Source organism: Arcticibacter eurypsychrophilus (assembly GCF_001730525.1).
GTDB classification, from domain to species: domain Bacteria; phylum Bacteroidota; class Bacteroidia; order Sphingobacteriales; family Sphingobacteriaceae; genus Arcticibacter; species Arcticibacter eurypsychrophilus.
On the sequence record NZ_MDFN01000001.1, the window covers coordinates 273,925 to 292,666 of the forward strand.

The 18,742-nt window shown below is 37.9% G+C and carries 9 protein-coding genes and 2 pseudogenes; all 11 read right to left on the reverse strand.

What is annotated here, in order from left to right:
• Positions 1–13 precede the first annotated feature (13 nt).
• The 11 genes and pseudogenes from BFL47_RS01185 to BFL47_RS01225 all read right to left on the reverse strand — a co-directional run bounded on the left by BFL47_RS01185 (position 14) and on the right by BFL47_RS01225 (position 18,736).
• Positions 14–2,530 carry a hypothetical protein gene (locus BFL47_RS01185; protein WP_069657955.1) on the reverse strand — a complete coding sequence of 839 codons (2,517 nt, stop codon included), beginning with the start codon at positions 2,528–2,530 and terminating at the stop codon, positions 14–16.
• Positions 2,531–2,733: 203 nt separating this feature from the next.
• Positions 2,734–3,966 (reverse strand): DUF4998 domain-containing protein, encoded by a 1,233-nt coding sequence (locus tag BFL47_RS01190; RefSeq protein ID WP_069657956.1) that lies wholly within the window; start codon positions 3,964–3,966, stop codon positions 2,734–2,736.
• A gap of 24 nt (positions 3,967–3,990) precedes the next feature.
• A complete protein-coding gene (locus BFL47_RS01195) occupies positions 3,991–5,184 on the reverse strand; it encodes a DUF5000 domain-containing lipoprotein (protein ID WP_069657957.1) in 1,194 nt (397 codons plus the stop codon).
• 31 nt (positions 5,185–5,215) lie between these two features.
• Positions 5,216–7,186, reverse strand: a complete 1,971-nt coding sequence (locus BFL47_RS01200) for a RagB/SusD family nutrient uptake outer membrane protein (protein WP_069657958.1) — start codon at positions 7,184–7,186, stop codon at positions 5,216–5,218.
• 33 nt (positions 7,187–7,219) lie between these two features.
• Positions 7,220–10,465: a SusC/RagA family TonB-linked outer membrane protein gene (locus BFL47_RS01205; RefSeq protein WP_083256938.1), complete on the reverse strand. Its 3,246-nt coding sequence runs from the start codon at positions 10,463–10,465 to the stop codon at positions 7,220–7,222.
• Between the two features lie 580 nt (positions 10,466–11,045).
• Positions 11,046–11,345, reverse strand: coding sequence for a DUF5695 domain-containing protein (locus tag BFL47_RS20320; protein WP_317042921.1), 300 nt, complete (start codon positions 11,343–11,345; stop codon positions 11,046–11,048).
• A pseudogene (locus BFL47_RS20325) lies at positions 11,333–11,914 on the reverse strand (DUF5695 domain-containing protein); the annotation flags it as partial. The gene BFL47_RS20320 and the pseudogene BFL47_RS20325, both read right to left, overlap by 13 nt.
• A 126-nt stretch (positions 11,915–12,040) precedes the next feature.
• Positions 12,041–13,264 (reverse strand): annotated as a pseudogene (locus tag BFL47_RS20135) (DUF5695 domain-containing protein).
• Between the two features lie 131 nt (positions 13,265–13,395).
• The gene (locus BFL47_RS01215) at positions 13,396–15,660 is read right to left on the reverse strand and encodes a S9 family peptidase (RefSeq protein WP_069657959.1); all 2,265 of its coding nucleotides are present in this window, start codon (positions 15,658–15,660) and stop codon (positions 13,396–13,398) included.
• Between the two features lie 91 nt (positions 15,661–15,751).
• Complete coding sequence (locus tag BFL47_RS01220; RefSeq protein WP_245681264.1) at positions 15,752–17,689, reverse strand: glycoside hydrolase family 97 protein; 1,938 nt, start codon at positions 17,687–17,689, stop codon at positions 15,752–15,754.
• Between the two features lie 21 nt (positions 17,690–17,710).
• The gene (locus BFL47_RS01225) at positions 17,711–18,736 is read right to left on the reverse strand and encodes a family 43 glycosylhydrolase (protein WP_069657960.1); all 1,026 of its coding nucleotides are present in this window, start codon (positions 18,734–18,736) and stop codon (positions 17,711–17,713) included.
• Between the last annotated feature and the right edge of the window lie 6 nt (positions 18,737–18,742).

The window sequence follows — 18,742 nt, forward strand, 5'->3', positions numbered from 1 at the left end:
TGTGTGTGTGTGTTTACTTTTTTAATTTAAATTGTTGTCTCACTGATCCTAAATTGCCGTTCATATCGCTCCCTTCAATAATAACAGTATAATTACCCGGTTTATGTTTGTGATAAAAGCTAAGTTTTGCCTCCCCATTTAGATTAGTTAAAATAGAAGGTTCCCAAAAGGCCAAAGGATTAAAATCAGGCATTGAATCATCTTTTTCAATAAGGTACTTAGGATTATAAAATTTATGTGGCAAAGAAAAAGGAAGGACACGTATAACCTGCATACCTGGCCGTTGCCTTATCGTTGGCCCACCACCACCATAAGTAGTAATCTCTACATATGCAGTATCACCCATTCTGAGCATACCACTTGTTCCACTACCTGACGAAAGATTGGCGGCTCCTCGTTCAGGACTAAACCAATTCTGGTAAGTTTGCACATTTTTTATAGATGTCATTATTTCAATGCCTTTTACATTTTTAGCTTTAAAATCATTCAAGAAATTAATCTCAGGTGATTGTTCAACATAAAACGGATCGGTTCCATCGAACACTAATTTCAAAATTTTATTCCCAATTGCATAGCTATATATCCCAGGACCCCTGATTAATCTAAAGCCTTTTACTTGTTTTTGCAGCAGTTCCAGCAAAGTCATCTCAGGCACTTGTTTTAAATCCTTTTCATTAAATGTGATATCTGCATTCCCATCACCATTCTTATTTTTGGAGTTCTTTATAATTCTTTTACCAACCACGGTTACCTCGTCTAATGCATTTACTCCATTTATGTTGTACCCAATAGTGTTCTTAAAAAAGTTATTTCTAATTGTATTAAATTTAAGTGCTCCTGTATCACTAGTGGCTAATGCATATTTTTCTAATTTAAAAATCTCTAGGCCGAGAGCTTTTTCTCCCTCTACCATGATCTTAACATTTGAATCCTTTCCCTTAGCATTTTTTGCCGTCAATAAATATGCTTCATTCTCCGATGGCGGGATATTTTTAAATGTAAAAGAGCCATCAGACTCAGTTAGTGTATCTAGAAACATCATCGGCTTTTTGGTATTTAACGCAATCAGCGCAGCTGACCTTGGCTTGCCTGTTAGTAGATTTATTGATTTTCCGCTAATAGTGAATTCCTTTTCTGGTTTAAATTTAGGTTCGGTAACTGGCTGCAGTATCTCTTCCCAACTATACCCTGTCCAGCCCTGAGTCAGCATGAGTAGATCTAAAGCCTTTTCCGAATCATCCGTATGACTCAAAAAATAAGCTGGATCTTCTATTTTTCCTTTGATATCAGCCTCCAAAAGAATACTACTAAGTAGATTAGATTGAAAAGAAGGTATACTTATTAAACTATCTACTGTTACTGCCATTGAAAAGACACTTTCAACAGGATTACCCTCAGCATCTTTCACAGAAAAATCTATTAAAACGCTATCGCTGAATTCTTCATCCTTGAATTCAATATTCAGTGCGTCCTTTTTCTCAATATATACAGCCCGCTCATTTAGTGGCTGATATAAAGAATTAAAAAGAGTGAAACGAGCGACTCCAGAAGGAAACTGCGCCTTAGATACTAAAGAAACCACCTCTTTAATATTTTTGAAATTTATAGCCGCAGCATAACAAACCACTCCTCTTGACCGACCAATCAGATAATACATCTGTGTACTGATTTCATTTTTATTAATGATTACTTTTAAAGAATCTGAAAGTATATTTTGTACTCTTAAAACGATGCCATCCTCCTGTACATTAGGCAAATTAAACTTTTCTATATTAGCACCATTTCCACTCAATTCCGCATAATAGATCTCCCCTAATCCAGGTACTAAATCGAACGCGCCCATTCCTTTATAGCTCGATTCAAAAGTCAGTATTGGTTGTTTTTTTGAATTCAAGATACGTCCTTTAACTTCTTTGGCCCTTCCATCCTGTCCAAGTGCTTTAAATGCGACATGTGTGCTTAAACCAGCTACAAGTTTTCCTCCTTCAGGTAAAAATTGCAAATCAACCTCTGTATTCGTTATTGATCTCTCATTAGCAATCTGCCACTTTAATTGGTTATCAGAAACATCTGTAATGAATAGCTTTTTCGTGAACACATAATCGCCCTTAAAATTCAGTATCCATTTTGTGTATGCACGCAAGGTGTAACTACCCACTGTCAAGTCTTTAGATTGGAGAGAAATGTTTCCCCATGCCATTCCGCCTATAACAGGAAACTTCATGCGCTGGACAACTGTATTAGTACCATCCACAAGTTCCGCATATAATATTCCACTTTGATCTGACCATGTCAAAAATGGCCCTTGAAAAATATAAGCTCTGAACCAGATCGTATCATTAATAGAATAATAGGGTCTGTCTAGCTGTAAATACAGTTTTTCAACAGGTAATTTCTTATTTAAAGTATCGATTGCTTTCAGTATTATGGATACCTGATCTCCCTCAGATGCCTGTGAGTAAGCAAAAGTTGGAAACACAAAACCTATTATCAGGAGAATCTGTAAAACAAAATAGGATTTATTTTTCATAATAAGATAGGGATAAGTAAAATGGCTTATACATGAAAAAGTAGAGACCTTATCAAGCTCCAATATCCATGGGAATTATCAATTTTCGGCGGATGTTACACTACTTCCTAAAGGCTTATATCCGAAGAATTATGGGCAGTAAATTAAAAAATTACAGGGAGCTATTTTAGGCTTCCTGTAATTTTTTATGTATTTAAAACGACTTAGTGATATACTATAGAGTAAAGCCTTACATTACCAATTTTAAGATATTGTCCCGTACTTGAATTTCCGCTAAGGTTTGCGCCAAAACCAATAGACACTTGTTGCGAAGATGCTAGAGTGAAGGTAAGTTTCTTAGTATCAAGTTTTGAAAAAGCAATAGATCTAGAAGTCATATTGGCTACATCCGGAAGAACAGCTCCAGCTGCTACTGAAATATACTTTGAACCACCAGAACTTTGTTCCATTGCATTTACTTCAAATGTATATGTTCCTGCTGGTAAAATAATAGTTTGATAAATTAATCCGTTTGGAACATTCACGAGACCCCAACCAGCTTCCATGGAAATTACACCAACACTGCTTTTAAATTCATATCCACCTACACCATTAAAATTTTTAACAGATGCGTTTGAGGTCCATCCGGCTAATATGCCCCAACGTGAACCATTCATTGCTGAAGCTGTTATTTTTGGACCGGCATTTACTAAATATGTACTTGTAATATCCGTTTTTATAAATCTAGGCACATAACGCTCTGTATAAGCAGTATAGAAAGTATCAATGCTTAAAGTATCTGGCAAAAATAAAGTACGATATCTAATTGATGTACTTAATTTAAAATTACTGAGTACTCGATTTGTAGACTCTATTGGGATCCTTATAGTCTGTTCGACATCATCATTATTTCTATAAATAACCTCGGTAGCAAAAACGCCACTCAAGCGATCCATACCACTAAAATTAATCGTTGTTACACCAACTTCACTTGTAGTTGACTCATTAATACCTCTGTTTAATAAGGAAGCCTGATATATATCTCCGTAAACCCTCCCTGTTTTATACACAGCAACTGATCTATTTCCCTCACCGTCAATAGTATAGATAACGAAATTCTGAACTCCTTCCTTCATATTTGGAATATAAAAGCTTAGCGTATCTACGTTATTTGTACGTGTTACCGGGATGACTATCGAATCAGCTTTATTTGTCCAATAAATCACGCACTTTTTTACTTTCGGATCAGCTATAAACAAACCTTTCACAAGTACCCTATACTTTCCAGACATCACTTTGACTGAATCTAATTTGCCTGTATATTGGATTTCCCCACCAACAGCAAACTTTTTATAGTCATCAATTTTAGTGCAGGATGCAACTATCATTACAATTAATACCGGGAAAACAAGACCTATCCTTTGTTTAATCCAGCGATTTATATTAATAAATTTCATAATAATTCAAATTTGATGTATAACTTATCTAGGATCTCCATAAACCTGTACCTCTCCAATAGACATGAATGTTGTACCCTGCCAGTTTTCAAGATTTTTAATACGCAAGTATCTTACTTTAGGTGCTCCTAAATCAAATGTATAATTAAGTCCTGCAGCTCCAATCGATACGTCCTCACTAGTATTAACACCATAAGCACTACCTGAAGGCTTCACTGATTCAAATGTTCCTAACTTCACCCAATTATTAAAGCTTCCATCAGCAGGCGGGCTATCGCTACCCCATACTTCGAATTTTTTAATATTACCACCATAGAAATAGGTACGTCCATTTAAATACTCAGGATAATCCCAAATTACGATCCGACTAAGTGTGGACAATTTACCAATATCGAATGTGATCCACTGTTGAGATAGAACTGTTGAGCTCGTCATCAACATCCTGGGCCAATCTCTTGTATCTCCATCCCACAATCCAGCTATCGAAGTACTAGTATTTATACCAACATCAGTTGGTAAACTAACTGCCCGGTAACCAGATTTTGGAATGGTAGTTTCGTATAAAGGTTTAATGGTAGTAAAGAGCGTATCACTATAATTTAACCATCTATCACGAATAGTGATAGCAAAATCATAATTAACCGTATCCATCCCCCTCAACGACTGATCAATTTGCTCAGCTGCAGTATAAATATTTCTGGATGTAGGTATATATTTCCCGTTTGTTAATACAAGAATTTCAATGGCCAAATCAGCTTTTGTAGGATTGTCGGCAAGAAGTTTAACTCCTCCAAAATCCGCAGTTGAAGTTAAGCTCCTGAACACACCCCATACCGGGTTCTCTAAAGGGTGAACCTTAACTGAAACTGGAGCAGATACAATTTCGCTCCTATTAACTGCATAAAGTGATACTTCATGCTCATTAGTATCTCCAAATCCTTCAACGGTTAATGTATTACCATAATAAGATGCCTTAACTTCCATGACCCTTCCTGTGGCCAAAGTATAAACAGCCTTTACATATAATAAGTCATTATCAACTGGAGGTGTATAATGTAAAATTGCATATGCCGGTCCATTAGTAACCGTTACGTTTGACACCACTCCTGGGGCTTTTGTATTGCTTTCCAGCGGGGTAAGCTTATCCTCTTTGCAGGCATACAGTAGCACTGCAAAAAACAACAACACAAAACACAGATTTAATTTATTTTTTTTCATATCTATACTAATTAAAATATATGTAACAAGCTTACCACCCTGGGTTTTGGATAAGGTTTGGGTTAACGGTTAAGTCGTAAGTTCTGATTGGCCACAAATAATCCCTTGGAGCAACAAAATTCTGAGAGTATATAGTCCTAACCCTGTAATAATCAGTTGTCGCCTGCTGAAATACACTCCAGCCTGTAATAGGTTGATTAAAGGAATCAGCAGCCTTTTTCCACCTTAGTATATCCCAAAAACGATTACCCTCAAAAGCAAGTTCAATACCTCTTTCCTGGTGAATAATTTCACGCATCCCCTCTTTTGTCGTAAATTTTGTAGGATTTGTTGAATGAGCAGTCCAGGCATCTTGAAGATTTTGCAAGTCTGCTCTTCTACGTATCTTGTTCACATACTCGTAAACTTCTTCACCTGGACCGTCACTTTCATTCAAAGCTTCCGCATACATCAAGTAAATATCCGATAAACGAACTTGAGGCCATGGATAAGTCTGATACGTAACACCACTTGAACTATTAGCCATATTCCAGTCTACAAGTTTCTTAATGTAGTATCCTGTCTCATTATAAAAACCTACATGAGTTGCACCTCCCAGTTGTGTATACTTACCTTCAATCGAATAAGTGCCTTCATCTGAATTGGTTGGACTATCATATTTATACCAAATTCCACCATCAAAGCTTAGATCAGCATAGAACCTAGGTTCGCGGTCAAAGTTTAAACGTGCTGTTTGGTATCCATCTTTTACATAAAAGCGTTCGCTTGTATTTGCTGTCCTTAAAGAATATTTATTCGAAAAATCGATATCCTTATCTTCATTTATAGGTACGCCATTACTGCTGTAAAACATTTCTGCAATTTTGAGAGGTGCAGCTAATTGCATTCTTGCATCACCGCTGCCACCAGTAGATACCAATTTAGGCATGGCAACCCGTTGCATAAAATCAGCTCTGCTATTTGGATTTGCCCAAACATGCTCACTATTCCAAGGATCTGTCATTGCGCCTCTCAACTTTAACTGCAATAATGTGGTATCAGAAAGCTTGAATGTTGTTCCAGGAAATACATATAAACTAAATCCAGCAGTTTCCGATGCATCTATAGCAACTTTTGCGGCGTCCGCTGCGCTTTTCCATTTACCAGCGTCATAAGTAGGATTAAACAAATCAACCCCATCTTTATCTTTAAAACCTGCATAATCTGAATTACCGTTAAACAGCGGACTGGCAGCCAACAATAAAAGCTTTGCTTTTATTGCCAAAGCAATTGGCTTTGTTATCCTTCCTAATTCACTGTTTCTGTCTACAATAATTGATGGCAAGTCAACTACAGCTTCATCCAACAAAGTTGAAATATAAATCACACAGTCATCAAATGGCATTCTCTTAACCCGAACTTCTTCTTCAGTTGCACTTACGTCAACGTTTTTGTCGACAAGAGGAATTGGCCCATACATGCGCAAAAGATAAAAATGATAATATGCCTTTAAAAATTTGACCTCTGCAATCCAACGCAAACGCTCGTCAGCTCTAAGGTCAAGCACCTTACTTTCATCTTGCACATTTTCCAAGAAAATATTACAATTACGGATTCCTTTATATAAACCATAAAGATCACCACTTCCTCCACCCTGGTAGTTTCCATTCCATGCATTTAAGTAAGGATTAGCCGCACTTTGACCTCCTCTGGCCATTCTCCAACCATAAGAAAGTAATTCCCATTCTTGTGTTGGTATCCAAAGTTCATCTCCAGCAAGTAGACCAACATTATACAAAGGATCACCGTCTTTAGGCAGAAATGAATAGCAGGTAAACAGGTATTTTTCTGCTTCGGTACGCATTGTAAATGCATTATCTATAGTAGCCACATTATCGGGCACAATATCCAGGTATTTTTTGCAGGAAGGTAAAGTTAAAATAAGCCCCACAATTAAAGAAGAATATAAAATCCGCCTAATATTATTTTTTACTTTTATAATCAAAGTATTCCTGATTTTCATATTATATCTTTTAAACTAATCTGTCGATGATTTTTAAAATGAAGCACTTAAACCAATGTTATATACGGTTTGAATCGGATAACCAAGACCATTACCACCCATTTCCGGATCCCAGATCTTAAAGCTACTTATTGCTCCCAGGTTAGTGCTGTTTAAGTAAATCCTAATATTGCGCATTGCCAGCCTTTTCACAAATCTATCAGATACGTTGTATCCAACTTCTACACTTTTTAACCTTAAGAAGCTGCCATTCCTCATCCACCAAGTAGACGTTTGATTGTTATTGTCTATAAAATTGGGACTTAAGCGCGGCCACATAGCATAACTATCACGGTTATCCTCTGACCAATAACTCTCAGATATTGCTTGGAGCAAGCCATTCTGGCTACCACCATTTAATACAAAAGGGGCTATATTCTTAGGATTTATAAAAAAGGAAGAACGAGCTGAACCCTGTATAAACGCAGAAATATCAAAGCCCTTAAACCCTATTGTTCCTCCAAATCCATAAACAATTTCGGGGGATGTTGGAAGACCAATAGGAACCATATCCGCATCACTAATAACACCATCGTTGTTGATATCACGGTACTTTATATCTCCACCTCCGTAAGTTGTTCCTGGTGTTCCAGCTAACTGAACAGGGGAATTTTTGGCTTCATTATCATCTATAAACAAACGCTCGGCAACATAGCCAAAAGCCTGCGTAGTTGGCATACCTACATGATATCTATAAGTTTCATTAGCATTGTATGTTGGTTCATCATAGATGAGAATTTTGTTAGCTGCATATGTAAAATTACCTCTTGTTTGTACATACCATGAATTTCCAAATGATTTATTATAATTCATAGAAAAATCAAATCCTTTACTCTCAGCCTTATTGGTGTTAGCTTGTACATTTGCCTGAAGTCCCATTGTTGTTGGAATGTATGTTCGTCCAGTCAATATATTGGACCTTGAGTTTTTATATACATCAATTGTTAAATCAATTGAATTTAAAAACCTTAAATCTGCCCCAATATTAATTTGTTTAGACCTCTCCCAAGTAATTAATGGGTTTGCGTATCTTGATACAGAAACACCATCTTTATAATAAGCGTTTAGTTCGCCAAACGATGCTCCATAACTACCATTGTTCATGTTAACTTCCGACATATAGAAAAACCGATCTCCAGAGGCACCAATCTGATCATTTCCTACAAGGCCATATGTTGCTCTAAGCTTGAAAGAATTAATGACTTTAGTTAATGGTTCAAAGAATTTCTCATTAGAGACAACATACCCTAAACCAAAAGATGGAAAGAAGCCAAAACGATCACTTTCAGAAAAGCGTTCCGAACCATTGTACCCAAAGTTAAATTCAGCAAGATAACGGTTGTCAAACCCGTAGGTAGCTCTTCCTGACACACCTTGATTTCTTGATGGTAAAGAAAGTTGTAAGCTACCTGCATTGCCGGCCAGGTAATTACGCATAGTTGTAATTAACATTCCACTTACTGCATGCTTTTCCTTAAAAGTATGGTTATAGTTCAAAGCTGCTTCTAAATAAAAAGTAGAATTAAGCAACTTGCTACCTTCCGAATAATTTAGATATTCAGTTCCGGTAGTACCAATGGATCCTGTTCCGCCTGGATTTAAAACTTGCAAATCAATGGATGCATCTGGCAGTTCCGAAGATGAATAATAAAACGGAGCGTATTCCCTGGATAAATCAAAATAAGAATAACGCTTTGCATAGGTCATCATTCGCGCATTCAATCCTGGCACAATAAATTTCAAATCTTGTTTAAGCTCAATTTGAGTCTGTAATGTTGAAGTATTATATTCCGAATATCCCTTCACCATTTCAGCATATGGATTTACATATAAGCCGTTGTTTGGTGTAATCGCGTTACCAAACAGTGAGTGCGTAGTAAAGGGCATTAAACTACTAGGATATACTGCAGGAAACATGACTGGATTTGACCAAATAGCTTGATTAAATATCTTTTGTCCACCATTGATTCTATTGCCATTTGAATCATACCCGCCAACAGGTCCTGAATAATCATCAAACTGTCCATAAACCCTTATTATAGCCTCAGTTGTATTGGTAAGGTCTAAGTTTACATTAGATCGTACTGAATAATTTTTAATTTTTATATTATTATTAAAATTATTGACCCCATCTACTTTAAGTGCGCCGTTGTCAATATTATATGTACCTGCTACATAATAACTAGCCTTTGATCCACCTCCAGATATATTTAGATTATAACGGCTGTTAACTGTATAGTCTTTGATCAATTGATCAATCCAATTATTACTAGGATATAACAATGGATTCTCTCCTTTAGCTGTTGCGTCAATTTTAGTCTGTAAGTAAGGTAACACAGCTAATGGGTTCCTTGTTAATGAAGCCTCATTCGCCATATTCATATAGGAAATATTATCGGCAAATTGAAAGTTCCTGGTATTTGATGACACAGAATTCTCAGCTCTAAAACTAAACTTGGTTTGACCGGCTTCTCCAGATTTAGTAAGCACAAGAACAACACCATTTGCTCCGCGTGCTCCATATACTGCTGACGCTGTAGCATCCTTTAAAACATTAAAAGAAGATATATCATCAGCTTGCAAACGTGCTAGATCACTTTGTGAAGATTCTATACCATCAATTAAAATTAAAGGATCTTGCTTTCCAGTGCCGAATGTTCCCAAACCGCGAATAAAAAACTGTGCATTATCTGCTCCAGGCTCCCCACTTCGTTGATAAGAAATCAAACCTGCAACCCTTCCTGCCAACATTGTTGTTAAATTGCTGGTTGGCCCTTTCAATGCTTTTGGGCTGATTGAAGTAATAGAACTGATTACACTAATTTTCTTTTGCGTACCAAAACCCACAACAGTTACCTCGCTTAGTGCGTTTTCATCATTTTCAAGGAAAACATTAACAATATAAATGCCCTCCGCATTTTTTTCATAATCGGCTACAGCCACTGTCTTGGGTTTATAACCTATCATAGTAAATAGCAATCTGCCAGACCTAGGTAGGTTGATAACGTACCGTCCGTTTTCATCTGTAGAAGCACCTCTGTTTGTTCCTGAAACTTTAACACTGGCACCCGGTAAAGCACCTATTGAATCGCTAACAGTTCCTCTAACAATTATTGGTGTCTGTGCAAATGCAGCGGTACTTCCAATAAATAAAACATAATAAATAAAGACTTTAAAAATTGATTTTAAGGGACTACAGGTTGAATAAAATCGAAACTTTTTAAGTAGTTTTCTGTTCATATACATATAGTTATTTAGTTAATAATTGTTCATTAATTTGTTGAATAGTGACTTTATCATCAGGATCAAATCGACTTTATTCAATGAAAGTTTACGTTTACTTTAAAAACGAAGGTTAGACATACTCAAAGCTTTTTTTGAATTGTTTATAATTGATTTTAATTTGGTTTATACAAATAAACGTTAAGTTTTGATGCCACTTAAGGGGCAGGACAATATGATAAGGGGGTCAAATCGTTATTTATTACTTTAATAAGGTATTAATAGTCATTTAAGCTTTAAACACATCATTTATTTAAGACTCTTGTAAGCTCAATTATTAATCTACAAATCCTAAACTCATCTGCAATACATCGCTATTTAACATTATTCGATATGCACCACGCTCAATTTGCAAACCTTTAAGCTAATACATCTTGTATTTTTCAGAAACGGAGTCAATACGCAAAAACGCATAAGGCGTAAATTCATTTCCAGGCTCCAATATTACACTCACACTTTTGTCACTTTCATTGAATGACACTAATCAAACTTACCCGCATCCAAAGTAAGCCAAAGTCCTAAGCAGCAATATACACTCTTAATTTGCTCCTATTGTAATCTTAACATGGATCCAATCTCCCTCTTTCTTAATATTACCTCCAAAGGATAGACATCCCAGTTCTTTACTCATTGTAATATACGTTTCAGTATTAACGGCATATCCAAAAAAATTAGAGCCGTAATCTCCCAACAATCCGTCTATCTGAAGCGGCGATGGAAAAGCATGAAAAGCCGCAGAACCAAATCCATCTTCTGTAATGTTAGATATAGATCCCAACACCCCCCCTTGCCCAACGCGTAAAAGATATAGGTCATCCGGATTTTTTATAATCGGTATAGAACAGGAATCACATTAAGTCCTGACCAATAATGATGTAACTGTCGCTCTATCCGAGACAATTTACCTCCATAAAGAAAATCCCAGTACCGTCTTGCACTTCCATTATAACCCCAATGTGAAATACTGGGCATATAAGCAAGAATAGCATTTATGGTGGCCTTGGCCTTGTCTATGCAACCAAAATAATCAGACCAAAGATAAACGTCTTCCTGACCGGTAGAATCCCATGGAATCTCACTTCCAAAAGGATATTGCAAGATATCCCAGTGATTAGCACGCTTTTTCATAGCTTCTTCAAGCTTTGCAGACATTTCTGTCAAGCCCTCTGCTTTCAAATCCTGTAAGATCAAAAAGAAAACCGTTCCTTCCATCTGGCCAAACTGTGCATATTAAGGTGCCTGTTCAATCATGGCCATCATCGTATGATAGGAATTTTCCAGATACCATTTCCCGTTTTGCTCAGTCACCATGCCCCGATAATTTCGCGCCAAGCGGTATAGTACCCAATGTGCAACAGCTAACATGAGGATAATATAAGAACGCCCCAGGTTATTAGCATCCTTTAAAGGCCATGCAGCTCATGTTTTATAATTAATGTTCGTACTATAGGTCCCCTTTGGCATTTTGTTAGGTTCATAACAAAATTAGCTTTTCTTTACGCCGTATTTATGCTTTCCTTCGCTATATTGAATCTACCCCCATAAGGTAAGAATAACAAATTGTTCCAGCTTTTTTACTCCTTCCCGATCTGGTTGAATTAACTCTTTCATTATAGGACTTCTTTTAAAAATATCGTTGGAATCTCGAAACCATTGCTGATAAGTATGAAACCTTCCAAAGTCGGCAACCATGTGCCCCTCCGGCTTAATCACCTTATAGTTAATCGTCTGTCTAAGTCAATTTTCATAAGTAATCGTCAACCTGGCTCGTCCCTATACTTTATCATTAATCGCATAAGTCTTCAATTCTCTACTACTGGATGGCAGTTGTTTTAATACTTATGCTCCCTTAGGCCCTATTTCCATAAAAGAAACCTTTTCAGGATAACTAAGAAACAAACGACCATCTACATCCTGAGGAAGGACATATCCGGGAACACATATCGCTACAGGACGTTTATTTTTAATCAAAGCCGCCTCTATTCCTTTAACAGAATCAGCTAGTATAAACTACAATCCATAAGAACGCAATTCACCTGGTTTCAAAACCACAGAAGTTGGATTATTCCATGGCTTAGCATTTTTCCAGTCCTGTCCCGCACGTGCTTTGCTAAAAACCGTCCACTCGTAAAAGCCTTCAAAAGCTATTCCTCGGGGAGTAGGATCATCCAACAAGGGACTATATGCCTCAAAAGGTGTTTTACCATACGGAACAACAAGCAGCACTTTACCCTGACCATTTAAACGGGTAACCTGTAAATATCCGGCATCCTGACCAATATAAGGGTCATAAAAAACATTGCTCCTGTGAGCTTCATCCACAGTTTTACCCTCCAGAATATTATTAAAGAAAGGAATTCCTAACGACCCTATTTCTACCGCCTGTTTACTTCTATTTCTTATCTCAAACCGCAGCATCAGGTGATTATTCTTTATCTACCAGTAACGTTTAATATGTAGTGGCAAATCTGTTGCATACGTAGGTGAAAGGTCAGCGGCGGCAAGAAACGATCCCTTTACACTTAAAACCCTTACAGGTGACCGTTTAGTTGCTGATTAATAATTTTTTCATAAGGATTCTCCTTCAACCCTTATACGCAAATTTAAATCGCCCTGATACAAGCCATCCTTATCGCGCTGGGGAATCCGATCAAATGGCATAAAACCCACTCCATCAGCTCCTTTAGGGAATACTACCGCAACGGTTTGCGATGCACGTACCAACTTTAAGTTGAAATCTACCCCTTGCAAATCCATATACCCCTTTTCCAAACCCAATGAGGAAGGCCGTTTTGATAATGCTTCCCAAGGGTTTTGTGCACATAGTTCTAATGATGCAGATCCCAGTAAAAAAATACGATTATAAAAGTGTTTATTCTCAACTTAATTTATTGATTTCTATCTGGTGGATCAACTTGCAATAGACTTTTAACAAAAAAATCTCTCAGCTTTCTTCTTCCATATGGACCACCATCACTGTGTCCCATTCCCGGAACAGTGAGCAGTTCGAAGTTCTTATTTGCCTTGATCAAAGCATCCGCCACTCTGTAAGTAGATTCTGGCGGAACATTGGTATCGGCTTCTCCAACAATCAATAAAAGCTTCCCTTTTAATTTCCGCGCATTAGTCACATTCGATTGTTGTTCATAATGCGGCCCAATAGGAAAACCCATCCATTGTTCATTCCACCATTGCTTATCTACACGGTTATCATGACAACCACATGCAGATACACCTGCTGTATAAAACTCAGGATGAAAAAGCAATGCTCCAAGTGAATTCTGCCCTCCCGCTGAAGTACCGTAAATACCAACCCTTTTCGTGTCGATGTAATCATATTTTGCTGCAAGCGCTTTAATCCATAAAATACGATCGGGAAAACCACCATCAGCCAGATTCTTCCAGCACGTATCATGGAAAGCTTTTGAGCGGTTAGCCGTTCCCATTCCATCCATCATCACGACCATAAATCCAAGTTCAGCTATACTCTGCATTTCACTGTATGATCTGAAATTTTTAGGCACAAACGAATCTTGCGGCCCTGCATATATATATTCGATTACCGGATAGCTTTTTAAGCTATCATACTGGGAAGGCCGGCATAGAATGCCCCATATATCAGTTTTACCATCTCTTGCCTTTGACACAAAAACTTCCGGAAGTTTCATCCCTGTTGCAGTTAATGCACTCATGTCTGCACGTTCAACTTCCATAACCAAACTTCCATCTGTTGTACGATGAAGTTCGGTAATAGGGGCAGTAGAAATTGTAGAATAGGTATCCAGATAATATTTACTATCCGGAGAATAGGTCACTTGATGGGTTGCACGGGCAGTGTTAAGCGTAATTAGATTTTTACCATTAAATCCAATCCGATAATGATGGATATAATAAGGGTCCTCTCCCTGATTTATTCCGCTGGCACTAAACCAGACCTCTCGTTTTGACCGGTCAACGCTATCTACAGTACGAACAATCCAGTTCCCCTTAGTGATCTGAGATTTAACTTTCCCTGCTTTTGTATCCACAAGGTACAAATGACGCCAGCCATCCTTCTCAGATGACCATAACATTTCATCTGTATCTGGTAGATAATGCGTATAAGTGCGTTGTTCATAAATGAATGTTGACGTCTTTTCGTCTATAATAGTACGGGTTTCTCCAGTGAATGCATCCACTTCTATGACCCTGTACCGTTGATGTCCCCGGTCTGTCTTTGCATATAATACATGACGACCATCCTTCTCCCAATGCAGTTGAGGCATACCCAAAAAATCTATTTTTCCCACCTTAACCCTCAAGCCCCTCTTTTTCAACACATCGAATGTGTGCATTTCATAAGAAGTAAACTCTTCACCCGGTTGAGCATAATCATGCGACTTTAATTCAGCTCTTGTGGTATTAGGTTGTGATGTAAGAAGATAGTATACCTTTTTGATTTCTTTAGGATCAGATAAATAGCTAATAATATGTTTGCTATCAGGAGACCACTTAAGCCCATCAAATGGCTTCTCTTTCGTGCCATGAATACTTAAGCGACTTTCAGCGCTTCCGTCAACAGGCTTTACAAATATGTTTCCCTCTTTAATAAACGCTATCCATTTCTTATCCGGAGATAAATTGTCTCTTCTTCCACCTCTTCGCCAATATTCAAATTCTCCCATGATAACAGGCTTCTTTTCCCGATCCATAGCTTTAGACAGCGAGTATCTTAGCGGATCAAATTCCAACCATTGATTGTCCACTTGAAACAACAGATTTTTTCCATCTTTTGCATATATGATTCCATTCAACCTTAACTTTGTTGCATCAAAAGGCTTACCTATAAAAGATGTTAGCGCCTCTGCCAGTCGCCCGGAATCAAATGCGTTGGTTTTACTCTTACTTTTGACATCAATATATATAAACTCTATGCACCCATCCTTAGACATCACATTTTTGAATATAAAACCACTACCATCAGGTTTCCATATAGCTTTTACATCCGTTTTGAATACGGTATTAATAACTGCCGAATCCATTGAAGCGGCCTGTGCATATGATTTTAAGACCTGCTCCCTTGCTGGTAAATATTGAGGTAAGGGACTTTTCTGTGCATTAACCAGTAAAGGAATACTCAGTCCAATAAATAAGACAAAGTAAGATTTGAACATATTATATTTTTTGAAGGAACCTTAGGGATTTCGCAAAGACATACTTGATGAATGTTAGTGCGTTTGATGTGCATAATAACCACGTTTCCCTTTATTCAAATACGATCACAAAACCACCAGCAGCCTTTACTTTGACTAGCGTATTTCTGGATGGTGTAACATCCGATTGAACAAAAGATAGATCCTGAGCTCCATCCGTAATCATCTTTCCAGTAGAATTTATAAACGAAAGATCCAGCGTAAGTTCTTTATCTTCTTTTTCACCATTAATCCCCGCGACAAACCATCTTGATCCCGAACGACGCGCAATGACTACCCTTTTACCCGGGAAACCATCTATAAAACGAACATCATCCCAGTTACCTGGAAGTGTTTTAAGCATCTCTTTGACATAAGAAGGCACATGACTCATCCCTTCAGGAGTTTCCGCCAGATGTTGAATCCCGGACAGAAAAAGAACAGGCAGAGCCAGTTCAAATCCGTTAGTCGTACTTCTTTTGATATTAGGAATTTTGTATAGAACCATTGGCGTATAATCCATCGGATCATAAACATTCCGCGTAAAAGGAATCGTAGTACAATGTACAGGCTGCATATCTTCAGTAGCCTGTAAAAATGTCCTGAACTCCATTCCTTTAATCGACTCCATAGTCATCAGGTTAGGATAGGTACGCTGCAAACCACGTGGCAACGTAGCACCATGAAAATTCACCAATATATGATGATCAGCCGCATCCTGTAAAATATCCTGGTAATACTGCACGAAAGACTGCCCATCACCTCCAAAGAAATCAATTTTAACTCCCTTAACTCCCATCTTCTCCAGCTTGCTAAACTCATTTACCCTGCTTTCTTTCGTCAGCAACATATTCCTTGGACTAAATGGAACAGTGTTCCATGGCCCTGCTGAGTTATACCAAAGGATTAAGCCAATATCTTTTTTCGTAGCATAAGCAGCAAGTTCCGCAATTTTTTCATACCCAATCTTTTTATCCCATTCCGCATCTACCAGACAGTAATCCCACTTCATATCCGCAGCATAGTCTATAAAACGTTTCTGCACATTAAATACCGTAGAATCATCCTTTAAAAGCACCCAGCTCCATGCAGACTTTCCCGGTTTAATAAAAGAGGCATCCATTTTCAATGCTGGTTTAGCCAGGTCTGTCCCTAAAGTAGACTCTACAATAGTTTTCAGACTCCCTACCCCAATGATCCTCCAGGGCGTGTACCAGGGAAGTTCAGACTCCGGATTTAAAGCCGCTCCCGCAGCAAACACTTCAGGACCCTGTGGGAATCCGATACTATATTCCCCATTAGGGGACAAAGCATTCAATCGTGTGTAGCAATAATTCCGTTCTGGCGCAGATTCAGTAATTAACACCCAACTATCTCCTGCCTGAAAGAGTGCCGGATAAACCCAGCCAGCCCTTATCGGAGAGGGTTTACCTACAGCAATACCCTGCTGATAATTTTCTTCATACGATGGATTAGAATGCTCAAATCCGGTTTGTGCATCCGACATCGGCTGAAGCCATCCTTTCGCATTTTCTGCAAAATTATAAGATGTGGCTTCCAAAGTGATCTTCTTTACTACCGCAGATTTCTCAGGAAAGTAATACCGGAAAGCAACACCATCATTAGAAACCTGGAAGATAACATCCAGTTTAGCACCAGCAGCATTACTTAGATGGAATTCCTGTTTGTTCGCTGTATATTTATTCAGCTTGCGTTTAGCCGTCAACAACTCATATTGATCTGAAGTAACGGTGATATTAGACGCTGAAATTAACTTTAGATTGCGCGTAAAATCAGCATCCTGACGAATTAGTCCTAATTTCGACTGTTCCAACACCACTACATTGTTTCGGTTTACAGAATAAAACAGTGTACCTGTACGACGGAGGCCAAATGTTACGGATAAAGACTGATCCGGACTTTTAATCTGATATGTTTTATCCTGAGCAGCAGCCGTTAGGCCACTAAATAACAAAATCATCAGGTTTAATTTCTTTAAGTATAGTTTCATTCTAAAATATGAATTATATTTTCAAATCACTTCAGGCCAACCTAAAGCATCCCATTTCAATTCTTTGATTTGTAATTTAGATTTACCATCATCATGAGCATCATATCCATGATAGATCAAATAATCCTTTCCTTTAAACGTACAGACAGCGTTATGCCCTACACCATACCAATTTTCATTACCTTCAAGCAACAAGGAACCACCACCTCTTCGCATTTCTAAACCTTCCTTATCTATAAAAGGTCCAGTTACACTTTTAGACCTTCCTAATATCATTTTATAGGTACTCTTTGGCCCTTTGCAGCAATAATCGATAGAAGCAAAAAGGTAAAAATAGTTACCTTTTTTAAATACAAAAGGCGCTTCAATAGTATTTCCCCCAGCATCAGGAGGATTATTATCCACCGAAGGCGGATTTGTTTTATCCGAAAGATCCTTCTTGCGACTGGCAATAGTTGGAAGCTCAATAGTATCTCCGATAATCTTCAAACGATCTTTACTGAGTCTTGCCATTTTTAACCCATCCCAAAAAGAACCAAAAGCAAGGTATGGATTCCCTTGATCATCTGTGATCAAATTCGGATCTATAGCATTCCAGTTGGTAATCCCAGGATAAGATTGGATAATCTTTCCATGGTCCACCCATTTAAAATCAGGACTTTGTGGATCTAACGATCTATTTGTAGCCAAACCAATACAGGATGTATTTTTCCCAAATGCTGAAACAGAATAATACAAATAGTAATTCCCCTTCCAGTAACTGATATCGGGTGCCCAGATATGATTCTTGAAACTAGGAATTGCGCTTACAGCCCAAGAAGGCGCCTCATCAAATACAGGCTTTTCCCGCTTCCAATTAACCCTGTCAGTAGAGGACCAGACTGCAATACCATGTCCGGTACAGAAAATATAATAAATCCCTTTCGCTTCGATCATGACAGGATCATGTACAGAGATCTCTTTTTGCAAACCAGGATTAACCGGTAAGCCCTGTCCTTTAAGGACAAGGCTACTGATACATAAAAGCAGAATAAGAATCTGTTTCATTGTTTG